The 17,446-nt window shown below is 57.1% G+C and carries 18 protein-coding genes; 3 read left to right on the forward strand and 15 right to left on the reverse strand.

All coding sequences use genetic code 11. The features are described from left to right. Positions 1-183 precede the first annotated feature (183 nt). Complete coding sequence (locus tag ACFSOY_RS07645; protein ID WP_386045340.1) at positions 184-2,313, forward strand: HelD family protein; 2,130 nt, start codon at positions 184-186, stop codon at positions 2,311-2,313. Between the two features lie 174 nt (positions 2,314-2,487). Here the strand turns inward: ACFSOY_RS07645 and ACFSOY_RS07650 are convergent, their stop codons facing one another. The 6 genes from ACFSOY_RS07650 to ACFSOY_RS07675 form a co-directional block, all read right to left on the reverse strand. Then, positions 2,488-3,306 (reverse strand): DUF2785 domain-containing protein, encoded by an 819-nt coding sequence (locus ACFSOY_RS07650; RefSeq protein WP_386045342.1) that lies wholly within the window; start codon positions 3,304-3,306, stop codon positions 2,488-2,490. A 106-nt stretch (positions 3,307-3,412) separates the two neighbouring features. Further along, positions 3,413-3,754: a hypothetical protein gene (locus tag ACFSOY_RS07655; RefSeq protein ID WP_386045344.1), complete on the reverse strand. Its 342-nt coding sequence runs from the start codon at positions 3,752-3,754 to the stop codon at positions 3,413-3,415. A 56-nt stretch (positions 3,755-3,810) separates the two neighbouring features. Continuing rightward, positions 3,811-4,293 (reverse strand): tRNA (N6-threonylcarbamoyladenosine(37)-N6)-methyltransferase TrmO, encoded by a 483-nt coding sequence (tsaA, locus tag ACFSOY_RS07660; RefSeq protein ID WP_386045346.1) that lies wholly within the window; start codon positions 4,291-4,293, stop codon positions 3,811-3,813. Continuing rightward, positions 4,290-4,946 carry an MOSC domain-containing protein gene (locus ACFSOY_RS07665; protein ID WP_386045348.1) on the reverse strand — a complete coding sequence of 219 codons (657 nt, stop codon included), beginning with the start codon at positions 4,944-4,946 and terminating at the stop codon, positions 4,290-4,292. The genes tsaA and ACFSOY_RS07665 overlap by 4 nt, the downstream gene beginning before the upstream one ends. Before the next feature lies 1 nt (position 4,947). After that, entirely contained in the window at positions 4,948-5,322 is a 375-nt protein-coding gene (locus tag ACFSOY_RS07670; protein ID WP_386045350.1) for a VOC family protein, read from the reverse strand. A 135-nt stretch (positions 5,323-5,457) separates the two neighbouring features. Then, on the reverse strand, positions 5,458-6,672 hold the full coding sequence (locus ACFSOY_RS07675) for an MFS transporter (protein WP_386045352.1): 1,215 nt from the start codon (positions 6,670-6,672) through the stop codon (positions 5,458-5,460). 179 nt (positions 6,673-6,851) lie between these two features. Here ACFSOY_RS07675 and ACFSOY_RS07680 point away from each other — a divergent pair, with 179 nt between their 5' ends. Continuing rightward, entirely contained in the window at positions 6,852-7,991 is a 1,140-nt protein-coding gene (locus tag ACFSOY_RS07680) for a glycerate kinase (RefSeq protein WP_386045354.1), read from the forward strand. A gap of 21 nt (positions 7,992-8,012) precedes the next feature. On the opposite strand, the gene ACFSOY_RS07685 is transcribed toward ACFSOY_RS07680, so the two are convergent. Continuing rightward, positions 8,013-8,288: a DUF1294 domain-containing protein gene (locus ACFSOY_RS07685; protein ID WP_386045356.1), complete on the reverse strand. Its 276-nt coding sequence runs from the start codon at positions 8,286-8,288 to the stop codon at positions 8,013-8,015. A gap of 161 nt (positions 8,289-8,449) precedes the next feature. On the opposite strand from ACFSOY_RS07685, the gene ACFSOY_RS07690 reads away from it, so the two are divergent. Then, the gene (locus ACFSOY_RS07690; RefSeq protein WP_386045358.1) at positions 8,450-8,782 is read left to right on the forward strand and encodes a hypothetical protein; all 333 of its coding nucleotides are present in this window, start codon (positions 8,450-8,452) and stop codon (positions 8,780-8,782) included. 155 nt (positions 8,783-8,937) lie between these two features. Here the strand turns inward: ACFSOY_RS07690 and ACFSOY_RS07695 are convergent, their stop codons facing one another. The 8 genes from ACFSOY_RS07695 to ACFSOY_RS07730 all read right to left on the reverse strand — a co-directional run bounded on the left by ACFSOY_RS07695 (position 8,938) and on the right by ACFSOY_RS07730 (position 17,405). Continuing rightward, positions 8,938-10,095, reverse strand: coding sequence for an ABC transporter permease (locus tag ACFSOY_RS07695; RefSeq protein WP_386045360.1), 1,158 nt, complete (start codon positions 10,093-10,095; stop codon positions 8,938-8,940). A 12-nt stretch (positions 10,096-10,107) separates the two neighbouring features. Beyond that, the gene (locus tag ACFSOY_RS07700) at positions 10,108-11,325 is read right to left on the reverse strand and encodes an ABC transporter permease (protein ID WP_386045362.1); all 1,218 of its coding nucleotides are present in this window, start codon (positions 11,323-11,325) and stop codon (positions 10,108-10,110) included. 12 nt (positions 11,326-11,337) lie between these two features. Then, positions 11,338-12,267 (reverse strand): ABC transporter ATP-binding protein, encoded by a 930-nt coding sequence (locus tag ACFSOY_RS07705; protein WP_386046777.1) that lies wholly within the window; start codon positions 12,265-12,267, stop codon positions 11,338-11,340. Positions 12,268-12,401: 134 nt separating this feature from the next. Then, positions 12,402-13,088: a response regulator gene (locus tag ACFSOY_RS07710; RefSeq protein ID WP_386045364.1), complete on the reverse strand. Its 687-nt coding sequence runs from the start codon at positions 13,086-13,088 to the stop codon at positions 12,402-12,404. Then, positions 13,085-14,236 carry a sensor histidine kinase gene (locus ACFSOY_RS07715; protein ID WP_386045366.1) on the reverse strand — a complete coding sequence of 384 codons (1,152 nt, stop codon included), beginning with the start codon at positions 14,234-14,236 and terminating at the stop codon, positions 13,085-13,087. The genes ACFSOY_RS07710 and ACFSOY_RS07715 overlap by 4 nt, the downstream gene beginning before the upstream one ends. Before the next feature lie 378 nt (positions 14,237-14,614). Beyond that, positions 14,615-15,526 (reverse strand): RNA polymerase sigma factor SigJ, encoded by a 912-nt coding sequence (sigJ, locus tag ACFSOY_RS07720; protein ID WP_386045368.1) that lies wholly within the window; start codon positions 15,524-15,526, stop codon positions 14,615-14,617. An 82-nt stretch (positions 15,527-15,608) separates the two neighbouring features. Further along, a complete protein-coding gene (locus ACFSOY_RS07725) occupies positions 15,609-16,457 on the reverse strand; it encodes an NAD-dependent epimerase/dehydratase family protein (protein ID WP_386045370.1) in 849 nt (282 codons plus the stop codon). 369 nt (positions 16,458-16,826) lie between these two features. Next, positions 16,827-17,405 carry a GNAT family N-acetyltransferase gene (locus tag ACFSOY_RS07730; RefSeq protein WP_386045372.1) on the reverse strand — a complete coding sequence of 193 codons (579 nt, stop codon included), beginning with the start codon at positions 17,403-17,405 and terminating at the stop codon, positions 16,827-16,829. Positions 17,406-17,446 lie beyond the last annotated feature (41 nt).

Raw genomic sequence — 17,446 nt, forward strand, 5'->3', positions numbered from 1 at the left:
TCACGGCTAAAAAAGCATGAACTTTCAAACTCCTCGAAATGGCAAGTTTGTGGTAGTTCCTTCCCTATAGAGGAGGGCAAGTGTGAACGAGCGCGTTCCGCGTCCTTGCTCCCCCCAATAGACTGTGTTATATTGAAAAATCTCGTCTACATGGCGAAATTTCTCACATGGAGGTAACTGATCTTGGAACCTGAGATTCAAAGTGCCTATCAAGAAGAGTTGCAGCGGCTCGAACAAACGGCTGCCGAGATTGACCGCCAGCTACAGACGCTCGAACAGACCCCTCGCTATTATGGCGATGATCTGACCGAGCAAGCATTGGACAACATTCGCGAGTCCAGAAAGCAAAACTTGCGCATCGCGACGGTCGAACCATATTTTGGCCGCCTCGACTTTCAGGAGCAGGGAGCAGATTCACCACAGCCGCTTTATATTGGCAAAGTGGGCGTCGAGGAGGAAGACTCCGGAAAGCTCGCCGTCATCGACTGGCGCGCGCCTGTCGCCTCGATGTTCTATTCGTTCACCGGCGGTGAGGAGCTCGCCACTTATCGGTCGCCAGAAGGGCTGATCGGAGGTCTCATCTATCTGAAGCGCAACCTGGTCATCCGCAAGCAAATCCTCGAACGCGTCGTCGATGCGTTCGTCAAAGGCGGAGACAACCTCGATGTGGCCGATGAGTTTTTGCTCTATCGCCTGGGGGAGAACAAGGACAACCGCCTGCGGGACATCGTCTCGACCATCCAAGCGGAGCAGGACCAGATCATCCGCAGCGCCAAAAATAAGGCGTTGGTCATCCAAGGGGTCGCCGGGAGCGGAAAGACGACCGTCGCCCTGCATCGCCTCGCCTACCTGCTCTACCAATACAGAGAGAACATCAGAGCGGAGCGGATGATCATCTTCGCACCGAACTCGATGTTTCTCGACTACATCTCCGGCGTCTTGCCAGAGCTTGGCGTCGGCGGCATTCAACAGACGACCTTTTCCGATTGGGCGCTCGACCTGCTCGATCATGAGGTGCAGCTGTCCGATCAATCGGAGCGGCTGCTCACATGGTTTGCCATCGGTTCGAAGCGACCCGTGTTGAGCGATGAAGCGCCGGGACGCTATAAAGGTTCGCTTCGCTTCTTCCACGACCTCGACGCTTGCTTGAAGAGCTTGGAGATGGAGTTTGTGCCCGAAAGATCGTTCGAAGCGTGGGAAGGCACCTCGCTGCCCGCCGAGACGGTGCGCGAATGGTTCCACACCGAGTACAAACACTATCCGCTGGCCAAACGGCGCGAGCGCGTCGTCGCTCGCATCAAGCGCTGGCTGGAGATGGAGCTGGACAAAGTGTGGGACTCGCTGAAGCGCAAAGAGTGGAAAAAGCAGGCGAACGCCCGTCTGCGCACCTATTTAAAAGCGCTGCCCGACCTCACGCCCTTCTCTTTATATAAAAAGCTGTACACCGAGGGCTTGACGCTGCCAGAGGAAATCCGCAAAGCGTCGCTCAAGAAGTTTAAACAAAAGACTGTCGATCTGGAGGATCTCGCACCGCTTTTGCTGATTCGCAACCGTCTGCACGGCATCGACAGCGACCACTATTTTGACCATGTGGTGATCGATGAAGCGCAAGATTTCTCGCCGTTTCAGGTCGCGTTGCTCAAAGAGCAGACCAGAGGCCACTCCTTCTCGATCTTAGGCGATCTGTCACAAGGGATTCACGCCTATCAGGGCGTGCGCTCCTGGCGGGAGTTTCTCGATCTGTTCGATGAGCAGGAGCAAGGCTATTATCAACTGCAGCGCAGTTATCGCTCGACGACGGAGATCATCAACTTTGCCAACGTCGTGCTCGAACGCTCACAGGAAGCGCTGACGCTCGCAGTTCCCGTCTTCCGCAGCGGCGAAAAGGTGCGCGTGGCGCAGGTCGCACAGCCGGAGCGAGCGGAGATGGTGATCCGCTCGGTGCGCCATCTCGGGCAAGGCCCTTACAACACGATCGCCGTCGTCACCCGCACCGAAGAGGAGGCGAGCCAGCTCCATCAGGAGTTGCTTCAGGCAGGGCTGGATGCCACGTTGATTCACTCCGCCCAGCGCGAATACAAAGGCGGCCTGTCGGTGTTGCCCGTCTATTTGACCAAAGGGCTTGAGTTTGACGCCGTCTTGCTCACCGATGTGGATCAGGCGCATTATGAGCACACCGCCCAAGATGCGAAGCTGCTCTATGTCGGCTGTACGCGCGCCCTGCATGAGCTCTGGTTGATCTATGCGGATCAGCCGTCTGCGCTGATCGCCTCGATGGACGCGGAGCTGGTTACGCCAGAGCTTGGCGTCTGATCGACCGAAGAGCGGGGAGCTTCCCGCATCGTCCCCGATCGCGGCGAGCAGGTCGGAGCTGCGCCACCCAAAGAGGAAAAGCCCGAAAGACCGGATGATGCGGTCTTTCGGGCTTTTTTTACAGACAGGACGACGCTTTTACCGCTTAGCGGGTGGAACTTAGTGGGCAGAAGCTTAGTAGGCGGGCGCGAAAGAGCTCGCGATGCGCTGCAGGCGCGCTTGTTCCTCACCGAGCAAACCTGCGCGTTGCAGACCAAAGTAGAAGCTGCGCACCAGGTGCTTCCAGTTGATCCGCACGATGAAGCTCTCCATGTAGTCCGCTCGCTGCCAACTCTCCGCCTCCAGCCACGAGCAGACGGTCGCCACCGACGCTTTGCCCGTCTCGACCATCGCGATCAGCGCGTTGTTGATCCGCTCATCCTCCTCCGCCTGATACACCTCTTGCGCGTTGCGGATCAGGCTGGAAAGCCCTGTCCACAGCTTTGCGCAATCTTCGGCGGTCGAATCGCGATGTTTCACGCATTCATCGACCGCATCGGCAACATGTGCGGCCGCATGCGCCCAACCGCCTTGCGCGACGAAGCCGCGCAGGTCTCGCTCCTGCTGACAATAGTCGATCATGCGCTCCATGATCTGGCGAAATTCCTGCTCTGACAAGAACGGGTTCTTGTTGTCGCGCGCCAGCAACAGAGCGACCACCAAGCTGGTAAAGCTGCGCAGAAACACACTGTCATCGTTCGATCGTCCGATCTGATCGAACCACATCTCGTCGCTGAGCACTCGGTTCATGATCTCCCGCAGCTGCTCCGCCGAATAGCGATCTTCTCGATAGATCCAGTGCGACAAGGTCGAATAGCCCAGCTCATCGCGCAGATAGCTGTCTGTCGATCCGAGCTGATCTAAAATCTCATGCGTGATCGCCATCAGATCATGCGGTGCTTCAAGCTTGTAGCCGTTTTGTTTGATGATTTCGAGTTTTTTGGTCAGGGTCATCGGGGTCAACTCCTCTAGGGTGGATAAGAAAAATGACAAAGAGAGCCGAGATCTCTCCCCTCGGCTCTGCGCTCAACTGCCCGCTCTCCGCTCTGCGAAACGAGGCTCAGATGTCCCGACCGCCGCCTTCCTGCGGATCGATCCGGTCATCGCCGCCCTCCACCTGTTTTTCAAATTGGTCGAGCTCCTGTTGCAACGCTTCCAGCACAGCATCGCCATGAACGTGGTCGGTGGCGGTGACATCGTGCATCGGGTGCATAAACATCCCGCTCTGCGCTTGCAGCGCTTCCATCGCCAGCGTGTTGTCTGTCGATTCGGTGATGTATTGGCGGTTGTCTGTAGACTTATCGCCGGCGAGCTTTGCTGTTTCGTAGTTCGGATCATCGGTCAGTCGAAGCTGTTTTTGATTGGTGAACTGATGAAAGCTTTGCTTTTCCCCTTTGGACACTGGCAGAATCCCCCTTTGTTCCCGTTCTGGTCATAGGGTGTCCAGTGTGCGCGATGCTATTCGAGAAAATATTCTTTCATCAGCACATGCGACCATTCTGGCTGTCTGATCTCACCGCGCGGGCCAAATTCGCCCATGTAAGGTTTCAGATCGACCACCGGCGTCCCATCGATCGCATCCAATCCGCGCACGGTGAGGCGAAGCCCCTCCACTTTCACCAGCTGGCAGTTGGTGACGCCGATCCGGTTGGGCCGTCCTTTCGCGCGCTGAGCGAAGATGCCCACCTTCGGCCACTCTGTGTTGCCGCGCGGATGGCGAGCGATCGTTTCGATCTTCTCCGCTTTGACTCGGTTCATAAAGAAGATCACGTCCAGATGGGAAAAGTCGCTCAGCCCAGCGACCACCTCTTCGGTAAACTGATCCGCATCGAGCTCGATCACCGACTCGACAGCGCCCCAATAGTCGTCGATCGCCTCCGCGCGGGGGGAGCGCACGACCCCGATCGGCCGAATTTCGATCATCGCTTGCCAGTCTTTCATTCGGACGCCCCCTCTTTCTCCAGCCGCGCCACCTGTTTCGCCACCATGTCGTGCAGCGACTTGGCGGCCGACTGCTCGTGCAAAATCAAGCGCAAGCGATCGGGGTCTTCATTTTCATGGAAGAGAATCTGATTGACTTCTGCGATCGTCAGCCCAGTTCCCCGCTCCAACCGCTCGATCGGCGGCTTGGCCGCTACCGCGCCCTCTTGTAGCACGCGCAGATAGTAGCCGGTGTAGCCCGTCTCCTTGAACTTTTGCGCAAAGTGCGGGACGCCGTTGCGCATCGAGATCTTGCCACAGGGAATTCGCGGTTGCGAAACCTGCAGGATCGCCTCTCCGACTCGGAAGGTGTCCCCGATGCGGACGTCCGATTCGGGCAGGCCGCGCAAGAGCAGGTTTTCACCGAACGCGTTGGCGGGCAACTCGATGTTCAACGCCGCTTCCCAATAGGCGTAGTGCTCGTGCGGATAGGCGCAGACCGCCTTGTCCGGGCCGCCGTGGTGGACGAGGTCCGCCTGCTCGTCCCCTTCAAAATTTTCCTGAGCAAGATAGACAGACTGTTCGACGCTCTGCTTGACGATCGCGCTCTCGACCGACTTCCCTCCGACGGAAAGCGATTTCGGGCGACCGACGCATACGGAGATCACTTCCACCCTACTTCCCCTCCTCTTCCATAAATTCGAGGCGATTGCCCCAGGGATCATCCATAAAAAAGCGCTTGCGCTCTTCGATCGCCGTATCGATCCGATAGGTGACACCGCGGGTCTCCAATCGAGCGATCAGCGCGTCGAGGTTCTGCACGACGAACGCTGGATGCGCTTTTTTCGCCGGTGCAAAATCTGCTTCCACCCCGATATGAATCTGCTGTGCGCCACAGGCGAACCAAGCGCCGCCGCGCGCTTGTAACGCTGGTGGCTTGACCAGCTCTGCCATGCCGAGCAGCTCGCCAAAAAACTGCCGAGCTGCCGCTTCGCACCCGCGCGGAGCTGCCAGTTGCACATGATCGATGCCTGCATAGGTAAAGTTCATCCTGATCCCTCACATTCGCTAGTCGATTGAACCCATTGTACTCCAAAATATGGTGTCTGCGTTATAGAAATCGAATAAGTTCCTATTCGTATTTTCGATAGATCGACATTCGATCGCGATCTTCCTTTGAGCGGGTCAGAGCTGCCAGATCTGTCGCCTCGTGCTCAGCACGACCAGCGTGATCAGGATGCAGCCAGCTCCCATCAGCACACCCGCCCAGAGCGCGCCCGCCGCGCCGGCCACCGCGCCGATCATGATCGACCCGAGCGGAATGAAGCCGCGATCCATCAAGGCGATGCTCATGATCCGCCCGCGCAGATGATCTGGCACTTGCATCTGCATGGTGATGCGGCTCATCGTGCGGTAGGTCTGGCTGGTCAACCCGATCAGAAACATCATGCTCATCGCCACCCAGAAGTTGCTGACCAACACGAACAGCAGCAGAGAAAGACCAAACCCGATGATCGAGAGGATCAACAGGCGACCCGCATTCGCTCGCTCCTTGCGCAGGGAGAGCCAGATCGACCCGACGACCGCCCCTGCGGCGGAGATCGAGAGAAGTGCTCCAAATCCACCTGGCCCTGCGTTCATCAGCTGGTCGACAAAGACGGGCAACATCGACGTGTAAGGAAATCCGAACACCATCGGCACGATCGCAAGCAGCAGCAAGGACTGCACGCTCTTCTGTTCCCTGATGAAGGCAAACGCCTCGCGGACATCCTGCTTCAGCTCGCCCTTTTCGCTCTTGCCCTGCTCTTGCACAGGGCGCACTGCGCACAGGGCGATGATTTCGATCAGCAGCCCCGCAGCGCCCAGCCAGATCACCTGCTCGGTGAAGAGGACGGCCAAAAGCCCGCCGGCGATCGCAGGTCCGATGATCCGCGAGAGGTTGAGCGCCATCGTGTTCAGCGCGATCGCCCTGGCGAGGAATGGCTTGGACACCAGGTTGGGGATCAGCGAATTGCGAATCGGCGGGTCCATCGTCTGAAAGATGGCGCGCAGCAGAACAGCTCCTGCGAACAGCCAAAACGGGCTGTCGAGCAGAAACAACCAACCGATCAACAGGGTGAGGAGCAGCGAGATCGTCTGCAGAAAGATCAACAGCCTCCGCCGATCATAGCGATCGGCCAAGATTCCAGCCGGCACGCTCAACAAAAAGACCGGGATCAGGCGACATGCGTTGATGATCCCCAGATGCACAGGAGAATCGGTCATCAAAAGCACCGCCCAGTTCAAGGCGACCATGTCCAACCATTCTCCGCAGGCGGAGAGAAAGTTGCCGCTCAGGTAGAGTCGAAACGACCTGCCTCCGTTTGCAGAGCGGGTGCGCTTTGTCTCAAGTTGTTCCATGTTCGTCCGTCAGCCTTTCCGTCTATGAAGTATCCGCTCTCTCGCTCCCATGCTGGAAGCGAAATTTTATCTCTTGACCATCTTACTCCTATCTGACACCGCTGCAAAGACTTCCTGTTCCTGCAGCATGCAGATGCGTGGTAAGATGTGGAGAAAGCGATCGTACGGGAGGTTTGCGCATGAAAGTGGCGGTGGCTGTCGATTCGTTCAAAGGGTCGCTCAGCGCGAACGATGTGTGTGCTGCGGTGCGGGCTGGCATCCTGCGGGTCGATCCAGCCTGCGAGGTGATCGAGATCCCGCTCGCAGATGGCGGAGAGGGCACGGCGGAGCATCTCGTGCGCGCGACAGGAGGCGTATTGCGGGAGGTGACGGTCACAGGGCCGCTCGGTCAACCGGTCAGAGCGAAGTACGGCGTGCTCGGCGATGGTGTCACCGCGGTGATCGAGATGGCGCAAGCGTCCGGCCTGTCGCTGGTGCCGGAAGCTTCGCGGAATCCGCTGTTGACGACGAGCTATGGGACGGGCGAGCTGATCCGCCATGCGCTGGATCGCGGGCACCGCAAGTTTTTGATCGGGCTTGGCGGCAGCGCGACGCAAGATGGCGGGGCTGGCATGTTTCGAGCGCTGGGCATGCGATTTTTGGACGAGCGAGGGCGGGAGTTAGAAGCGGGAGGGGCGGCGCTCTTGCGGTTGGCAAGAATCGAGGCGAAGGGACTGGACGCGCGGCTTGGTGAGTCCACTTTTGTCGTGGCGAGCGATGTGCAAAATCGCTTGGTCGGACCCGCTGGCGCATCTGCTGTGTTCGCTCCGCAAAAGGGCGCGACCCAAGAGATGGTCGAGCGGTTAGATGCGGCGCTCACGCAGCTTGGGGAAGTGATCTTGGCGGAGCGAGGTGTGGAGGTTCGCGACCTGCCAGGCGGGGGAGCGGCCGGTGGCATCGGGGCGGCGACGGTCGCTTTTTTGAACGCGTCGATTCGCTCCGGCATCGAGGTGATGCTCGCGGCAGTGGAGTTTGACAGAAAGATCGGCGGGGCGGATCTGATCATCGCCGGCGAAGGCACGCTCGATGAGCAGACGCTGGCGGGGAAGGCGATCGCAGGGGTTAGCCGTGCGGCCGCACGCCAGGGCATTCCCGTCCTCGCCATCTGCGGAGGGATTTCGCTGTCGGGCGAGCAGTTGGAACAGCTCGGGGTCGCCTCCTGCTCGTCGATCGTACCTGGGCCCTGTTCGCTGGAGACGGCGATGGACAGGGCGTCCGAGTGGACGGCAGATGCTGTCGAGCGAATGATGCGGGTGTGGAAAACTGCCAGCAGGCGGTGATGGAACGCCTCCTGCCCGCTGCTAGCGGAACAGATACAGGATGATCATGTACAGCGCGATGTTCCAGACGACCGCAAGCGGCAAGAGGATGCGAAACGAAGTGTGCTTCGTCTTGTGATGAAATTGTTTCATTCCGCGATAGACGCCGAGCCCACCGCCGAGGAATGCGACGAGAAAGAGCTTCTTCTCCGGAACGCGCTCGCGATGGCGCTGTGCTTGTCGCTTATCGCTTCGCATCAGCGCGTAGCCGTACAGGTTGCCGATCAGGATCAAGCTCAAGATGATGCCGATGGTCATGTTTGCTTCTCTCCTCTCTCTCGCCCCTATTCTACCTGATCCGCTGCGAAGTCGGTAGCAAAAAGGGGAAGTGCCGTTTGTAAAACAGATTGTATGTGAAAAAATGGTTGCTACTGCTCGGACGCCTCTGCTACATTGTTCATGCAAAGGAGGTCTACGAGATGGACGAAACGCAAAGGTTGCTCCAGATGCTGCTGGAGAGCTCGCAGAAAACGCATGCGGCGATCGAATCGCTCAGCGCACGAGTCGACAGCATGCAGGTTCAGATCAATGAGATGAAAGTGCAGATCGATCGGCTTGAGAGCGAAGTCGCCTCGATCCGATCTACGATGGCCACCAAGGAAGACATCGCGATGGTGCTCGAATGCTGTGCGACGAAGGAAGATGTACACATCGTGCAACAGAATGTCGATCGCCTTGAAAAGCAGTTTCTGCTGAAAGAAGCCCGCCAAGATCAAGAGATCCTGATCCTCAAGCAAAAACTCTCGTTGTAGCCGCCCCTTCCCCTCTGCCATTCCGAACAGACCCATTCCAGAAGCAAGAGCCCCTGCACGCCTGACGACGGACGGGGGCTCTACTATTTCACACCAGATCTGCGGAGCCGATTATCCGGAGATCGCTTCGCTGCACCTCGGATGACATTACAAACTCATTCATACTTCACACGGGTCATGCCGACGAACAGGAACACAGCGCCAAAGGCGACCAGCACGGCGACCGGCATCAGGATGTCGGCGACCGTCCCTCCTCGTGCGATCAGCTCGGTAAAGCCTGTCATCGCCCATGACTGCGGCACGAAGTTAGCGATGGTGCGCATCGTGTCAGACACGATGTCCAGCGGCCAATACACGCCGCCGAGCATACAGGTCGAGATGATGACGATCGTCCCGATCGCCCCTTGCTGCTCTTGCGTCTTGACGATTCCGGCGAGGAACAGACCCAAGCCGACCACGCAGAAGAGCAGAGCGGAGACGAGCACGATCTGGCCGATCATGTCTCCCCACTGCACGCCGAACAGCAGCGAGGAGAGGCCCATCAGGATGGCGAACTGAATCCATCCGATCAGGAAGAAGGCGAGCAGATAGCCGCCCAGCACTTGCAGGCGGGAGGTCGGCGTCGAAAGCAGTCGGTACCAGACGCCCGTTTTGCGCGCTTCTAAGATCTTGCCGGTCACCGAGAGCAAGCTCATCATCACGAACATGATCGAAAACCCGATCGAGCGCTCGCTCTGGTACTCCATCTGCTCGCGAGCTCCCTCCTTGGTCACGCTCTTCACCTCGACGGTCGCCTTCGGTTCGCTCGACTTCGCGGCCAATCGATCGAACTGTTTCTTCCAATCGGTGCTGCCCCCGACCTGGCTGAGCGCCTGTGCCGCTTTTACCTGCACCACCGCCTGTGAGGAAGCATCCTCCACCAGCATCGAGATGGTCGGAGCGATCGCCAAGTCGGGGCCGTGACGGAAGACGATGTCCACCCCTCCTCCTGACGCGATCGTCGCTTCATAGCTCGCTGGAATCTGCAGGACGCCCGCGACCTTTCTGTCGCGCAACGCTTGCTCCGCCTCTGCGTCGATCATCGCCTGAACGTCTAAAGTTCCATCTTTGGCGATCTGCTGCACCACCCATTTTGATACTGCGCTGGCGTCCTGATCGACGACGGCGATCGGAAGCTTGCTGGTACCGCCCGACGAGAGCCCGCCAAAGATAAAGGTGAAGATCACCGGCATCAAAAACATCAAGATCCACGAGCGCGGTTGCAGAAATACCCGCTTGATTTCCAAGCTGCATAACGTGATGATCCGATTCATTCGATTTCCCTCCTATCGCGCCGCTAAGCGCCATGTGCCGAACGACAGAGCAACCGCTCCGATCGCGAGCAATACGCCGATGGGGAGATATAACGCCTGCCATTCTGCTCCCGTCATGATCCCGGTCAAGCTGGTCAGCGCCCAAGCGTTCGGGGTGATCAGCGCCACCTTTTGCAGCAGCTCTGGGAACTGGGAGAGCGGGAGCATCGAGCCGCCGAGCGCGGCGAAGATCTGCACGCCGATCCCGGAGACCAGATCGGCCGATTGCTCCGACTTCAGCATAGCGGCCAACGCCATCGACAGGCCGGACACGGCGATCGCATATCCGAATGCAACGGTTGCCGCTTGCCCGAAGTCGCCCCAATCCACGCCAAAAGCGTACTTGGTCGTGAGCATCAAGACGGCAAATTGAAGCAGCGAAAAGTACAGCGTGCCAACAAACTTCCCCAGCAGGATGTTCAACTTGTTTGTCGGCGTGGTGAGCATGCGAGACAGCGTTTCGCTCGCCCGCTCATTGAGGATCGATTTAGCCCCGATCGTCGCGTTGAACAGCAGGAACATCACAGCCATCGCCGCCGAATAGTACTGCTGGGCGGTCACCTCTTTTTCCCCGACCGGCTTTTCGACCACGCCCGCGCCAGGTGAGGATGCTGCCCGCTTCAGGTCGTCGAGCACCTCTTGGGCGATCTTGCCGATGTCGACACCCTGACCTGCAAGCACAGGAGCGGCTTGCTTCAGATCGTCGACCAATGCGCTCGAAGCGACGCCGACAGCCGAGATGCGATTGGTGTAGGAGGTGACGATGCTGTTCATGATCAGCGAGACCAGCTGTTTGCCTGGATCTTGGATCAGTTCGACCTGTACCGCGTCGCCGCGATTCACCCCGTCGGTAAAGCCTGTGGGGATCACCAGCCCGACAGCAGCTTCCCCGTCCTGCACACTCTGTTGTACGGCCAACTCCGAATCGACCGACTTGACGGTGATCGATTTTTTCAAATCGTCGCTCTGCAGGATGTCCTCGACCAATGCTTTGCCCAGCGCTCCATCATCACCGCGATAGACGGCCACTTCAAACTCCGGCATCGTGTTGCCCTCTTGGTTAAACACCCCGCTCAGCGCAGCGCCCAAGATCGCCGTCAACACCAGCGGCATGACGATCATCATCAAAAACCCTTTCCGATCGCGCAGCCTGATGCGGATATCTTTTCTTGCGATGTGCCACCACTTCATCCCTCTCGCCTCCTAGTCCCTCAGCGTCCGCCCGGTCAGGTGCAAGAACACCGTCTCCAAGTTCGGCTCCAGCACATCGACCGACACGATCTGTGCGCCGGCAGCGGTCGCAGTCGTCACAACATCGCCGAGCAGTTGGCGCGCACCCTGGGCAAAGATGCTGATCTCGTCCCCTTCGATCGCCACCTGCTGCACGCCTTGCAGGGCGCGAAGCTGATCGCCAAGCGCGGGCACTTCCGCTTCGAGCACCAGCTTGATCATCGCTCCGTTGGTCAGCCTGTTTTTCAGCTCTTGCTTGGAGCCGATCGCGATCAGCTGCCCGTGATCGATGATCGCCAACCGCTCGCACAGATACTCGACCTCCTCCATGTAGTGGGAAGTGTAGATCACCGTCATCCCGCTGCGGTTCAACTCCTTGACCGTCTCCAAGATGTGGTTGCGCGACTGCGGGTCGATCCCGACTGTCGGCTCATCCATGATCAGCAGTTCGGGTGCGTGCATCAGCGCAGCGCCGATGTTGATCCGCCGCTTCATCCCGCCGGAGAAGCTCTCGATCGCATCTTTGGCACGATCGCTCAGGCCGACCATCTCCAGCACTTCATCTGCTCGCTTTTTCACATTTGCGCCTTGCAGGCCGTACATCCGCCCCCAGAACAGGAGATTCTCACGGGCGGACAAGGTCGGGTACAGCGCGATGTCCTGAGGAACCACCCCGATCTTCCGCTTCGCGCCGACCGGGTCTTGCTTTACCGACAGACCTGCCACTTTGACATCTCCGCTGTCCGCTGTGAGCAGCCCGCAGATCATCGAGATCGTCGTCGACTTGCCCGCTCCGTTCGGCCCGAGCAGCCCGAACGACTCGCCCTTTTCCACCGCGAAGGATATGCCGCGCACGACCTCCCGCTCACCAAATCGCTTTTTTAACTCTTGCACCTGTAACATCATCTCTCGCCAACTCCCCTCACTCGCTTGTATTGACATCATTGTACGACGAGGGAAAGCATCCCCCATCCCCCGCGCGATAGAACTTTCCCAATGAAAAAAGCGGCCTGAACGGCCGCTCGCTATGCCAAAAGTCATGAGTGGTAGGCGGTGATGCCATGGCGGACGGCAAAGATCGCCGCCTGCGTGCGATCGCGCAAGCACAGCTTGGCGATGATGTTCGACACGTGATTTTTCACCGTGCCTTCGGTGATCACGAGCGACTCGGCGATCTCCTTGTTGTTCATCCCAAGCCCAAGTCGGTTGAGCACTTCAAGCTCTCGCTCCGTCAGCTCGCGCACCTGACGCAGCGCTTCGGCGCTGGCCTCTCGCTCCACCGGTTCCTGTCCGCTCCGCTCCCTGATCCGCTTCATCTCCGCCACCACCTGTGCGGTGCTGTCCGGCGGGAGCACCACGCCACCAGCGCTCACCGTCATGATCGCCTGAACGATCACCTCGGTCGGCATATCTTTGAGCAGATATCCGCTCGCCCCCTCCTCTAGCGCTTGAAAGATCAGCTCGCTGTCATTAAAGGTGGTCAGCATCAGCACCTTCGTATCTGGCAGCTGCTGTCTGATCAGACGAGTGCCCTCCACGCCATCCACGCCCGGCATGCGAATGTCCATCAGCACCAGGTCGGGCTTGCTCTCCTTCGCCAGCTCAAGCGCCTGCGCACCATCTGCTGCCGTTCCGACCACCTCCAGATGCTCCTCCAGGCTTAAGATCGTCTTCAATCCGTCGCGCATCAACTTCTGATCATCGACCACGATCACTCTGATCATGCGCCCCCACCTCCAAATTTCCATGATTGCTCTTTCAAAGGAAAGCAAACTTCGGTGCGAAACCCAGAGCCGCTCTGCGTGATGAACAGCACGGTGCCTCCCAGCTCCATCACGCGCTCGCGCAGGTTGATCAGACCAAAGCCGGGCACCACTTCTGCCACACCCTGCCCATCGTCTTCGATCACGATCAGCACCTCCTGTTCGGAGCTATTGATGCGCACGACCGCAGAGCTGGCGTTTCCGTGGCGCTTGGCGTTGGTCAGCGATTCCTGCACGATGCGATAGATGATCGGCTTGAGCGACTCTGGCACTGCGGAAAATTGCCCCTGTGCCTGAAGTTCTGTTTTCACCCCGGTCATCTCCGCAAAGTCGGCGAGCAGTTGGCGAACCGACTCGACCAGAGAGATCGGCTGCGCTTCCTCTTCTCGCAGCGCTCTGACCGACAGCCGCACCTGTTGCAAGGCGGAACGCGCCAGCTCTTCACAGCGCATCAGCGCCTGCTCGCTCAATTCGAGATCGCGCGCCTGCAGCTTGCGCGCCGCCTGCAGTTGGACGAGCAATGCGGTCATCGAGTGTCCCACCGTGTCGTGAATTTCCCGAGCGATATGGTTACGCTCGCTGATCGCGGTCAGCACCTCCACCTGCTTCGCATACTCGCGCAACGCTTGATGGGACTCCTCCAACCGCTCATACAGCTCCCCCACCTTCTGTCTGGACAGCATGAAATAGCGGATCAGCGACCCGACCAGCGCGGAGAAGATGACAAATCCGAAATTGATCGCCGTGTTCAAAAAGTGCACGCTGCCAATCAGCGAGATCTCCACCCACAAAATCGCACTCCAGACCAAGACGAGCAGCCCCGCAGCCACGTACAAGATCCGCTTGTTGTCGGTGCCGATCAACAGCGTAACGCCGATGATGCCATAAAACAGTTCATACGGATAACCCAGCCCGAGAAACGCCACGCCAAAACCGGTCGCCAGCAAAAAGTCGAGCGCCGTGCACCATAAGAAATAGCGATTGGAGGACACACACCTGGCAAAGTGATTGATCACAAACAGGCACATGGCGATGATGATGTACACCTGCTGCCACTCGGTCGGTCCATCTCCATAAAAAAAATAAGTGCCGGAAAACAAAAGCAACATCAAAATCCTCAACATATTCAAGATCTGAAACGTGAATGGAATCTTCCGATGTTCCGTCTCTCTGTTGCTCACCACATCCACAGGCGTCACCTCACACTGGTACAAGTTGGGCATGCTAGCTACAGTGTAGAATGAGAACATCGAAAGTGGCAACAAAAAGGAGTGAATATCGCGACAGGAAACGGCCGAACGAAAGATGCGAGACACCGCTCGTTTTCAGGGCAAAAATGGAAAGTTATCTTCAGCCACCCTCAACAGCTCCCAGCCGCCAAAAGGAAAAACCCATCATCATGATGGGCCTCTGGGATCGAAACGTCCGATTCGTTCGAGTGAGCTATTGCGTTACCACATCGCTCGTTTCTCCGCGAATCCTCCTGTTCAACAGGTGGGCAAAAGATTGACATGCTGGAGTTTTTCAGGGTTTACAACATAGAACAGACGATTGATTTGATGCGTGGTTGGATGCCAGACTATGCTCCATACCCCGAACGGCTCCCCGTCCTTTACGACGAGTATTCCCATTTGGTTGTTTACGCGCACCGCATACGCAGTTTTTCCAGCAAAAAATTTGGTAGCGATCGCATGCAAGATCGTTGCGACGCGCTCCTTGCTCACAATTTCGTTGATAGCGGTCATGACGTTTCCACCGCCGTCTGCAACTAAGGTGACGTCATCCGCTAAGAGGTCGGTCATCTCTTGAATGTTCCCCGTTGATAAGGCGGTGATAAATCGAGCAGTATGCTCCTTCTGAAGCTGATCCGGTATCAGATAGTCGTCAGCAAGGGCATTCATTTTTTTCTTCGCCCTGCTAAATATCTTTCGGCAGTTCGCTTCCGTAACATGCAGCAGAGAGGCGATTTCTGTATGTTCGAATTGAAATGCTTCCTTCAACACATAGACCGCTCGCTCCCGGGGAGACAGCTCTTCCATTAAGAGCAAGAGCGCGTAACGGAGTGAATCATCGAGGATGACTTTTTCTGAAGGGTCTACCACCACATGCCCCTGAACAAGCGGTTCTGGCAACCAAGTCCCCAGATAGGTCTCTCGTTTCTTTTTGACCGATCGGATCTCATCGATGCAACGATTTGTCACCATCTTCGTCAAATAGGACTTCGCATGGTTGAGATGGGAAATATCGCTCGCTTGTAGTTTCATAAAGGTATCATGCACGACATCTTCAGCATCAATCAAAGAGCCGAGCATTCGGTAGGCGATCGAGACCAAATAGGTTCGAAGCGACAGATACAACTCTTCTACGCTCACGTCATGAAAACTTCGATCATGATCCACTAGCGTTCCTCCCGAGCTAAAAATCCCCGAGACACATTTCGATCTAGGGTGGGGTTTATATCGAAGTTCGTGTCAGACTTTTCTAGAGGGTCTTAAAACCATCACGCCATGAGGGGTACAGCGGTGTCCAGCCATACTGAATGCGTGCCTTTTCGTTTGAAGCGCCTCGTTCCCCGCGATTGCTTCCCGCTTGGATGGTGGGCGAAGGTGCGCCGATCGCAGAAGCATACGCGGGTAGCCACAAAGATCCTGAAGCGGGCTCGTCATCCACGATGTTCACCGGACCAGATGGCCATTCGAGCGCGAGCAAGGCAGCTCTTGCAGCATCTTCAACATGCAGAAATGAGCTTACCCCTTCGGTCGCGATCATTTCCTTTCTTCTTACCCGCTCCGCGATCGTTCCATCCCGATCATACCACGTACCTGGTCCGTAAAGCGTGCCATATCGAAGAATGATCCATTCAGGAATCTCCGCGACCGCTCTCTCTAAGGCCATAATCCCGCCGATGGTCGTCCGCCTCGGCTGCGAAGCGTCTACATCGAGGGGAACATCTTCTGTAGCTGGAGCTTGGCCCGGTTCATACGCCCAAGAGATGCTTTGGGCAATCATGCGCCTGACGCCTGCCGAGCGTGAAGCATCGACAAGATTTCGCGTGCCCTCAATTCTGATCTTGGCATTCTCTGCCGAACTCTGCTCCCGCAACGAGGTGAGTTGATGGATCACCACTTCCGGTCGCGTCTGATGTATCGCACTAAAAATAGCTTCCCGATCAAAAGCGTCTGCTACCCATGCGGTTGCTCTTCGCTCTTCAATCAGTTTCGTGTTTGATCGATGATGCGTCATTCCGATGACTTCATGTTCAGCTTGCACCAGTTGAGCAATCAGCGAGCGTCCAATCACACCTGTTGCACCCGCAACTAAAATTTTCATGATTTATGCCTTCCCTTCCTTTGTCATCGCTCCTACTCTTGTCCACTTCGTCCCATCCATCAGTTGGTTCTCTTTCTGCACATTCCTTGATCCTGTTTCCGTGCATCATAAGTAAAGACAGGTCACACGCCAAATGTGTGACATCTCGTATGCAAATTGATGTATGACGCGCTCAGCAAGAAGAAAACGAGAAAAGGCACCTCGAAAGAACGCATTCGAAGTGCCTTTTGACTACCATCTAAATCCCCATCAAATGCTTGGGGTATGTTCAAATCGCTCTGCCATTGCGCGCATTCACAATTTCACGCTTTCCGGTCATCGCGCCAGTTTCTCCTTCTTGGTTCCCTTTCTTGCTTCTCAATCCAGCCCTCACAGCGCACTTTCCAAGCGAGCTTTCACATCGGGCCACTCGCGATCCAAAATCGAAAAGTACACCGAATCCCGCACATAACCATCGGGAAGAATACGATGATTGCGCAGCACGCCTTCGCGCACCGCTCCAAGTCGCGCGATCGCTGTCTGGGAGCGAACATTGCGCGCATCTGTCTTCAGTTGCACGCGGATGAATCGGAGCGCTTCGAACGCGTGGCGAAGCAAGAGATATTTGCTCTCGGTGTTGATCGGCGAGCGCCACACGCCCGGATGCAACCACGTCCAGCCGATCTCCAACCCTCTGTTGGCGACCGAGATGTCAAGATAGCGCGTGGAACCGACGATCTGGTCACGCTCCTTGTCGAAGATCACAAAGACGAGATCAGTCCCTTTTTCCACAGCGGCGAGCGCCTCTTCCACAAAAAATTCGGCCCGCTCCAGCGAGTCGATCGGGTAGGGCATATAGGCCCAGATCTCCTCCGCGTTCGCAGCTTCATAGATACCTTGCACATGCTCCCGACCGATCGGAACCAGTCTGACTCTCGATCCTTCCAACACGATAGGCTTTACGTCCACGTTGCACAACCTCAATTCTTTTTCGTTATAATAGTAGATAT

It is taken from the genome of Tumebacillus lipolyticus, assembly GCF_042682745.1.
GTDB lineage: Bacteria > Bacillota > Bacilli > Tumebacillales > Tumebacillaceae > Tumebacillus_A > Tumebacillus_A lipolyticus.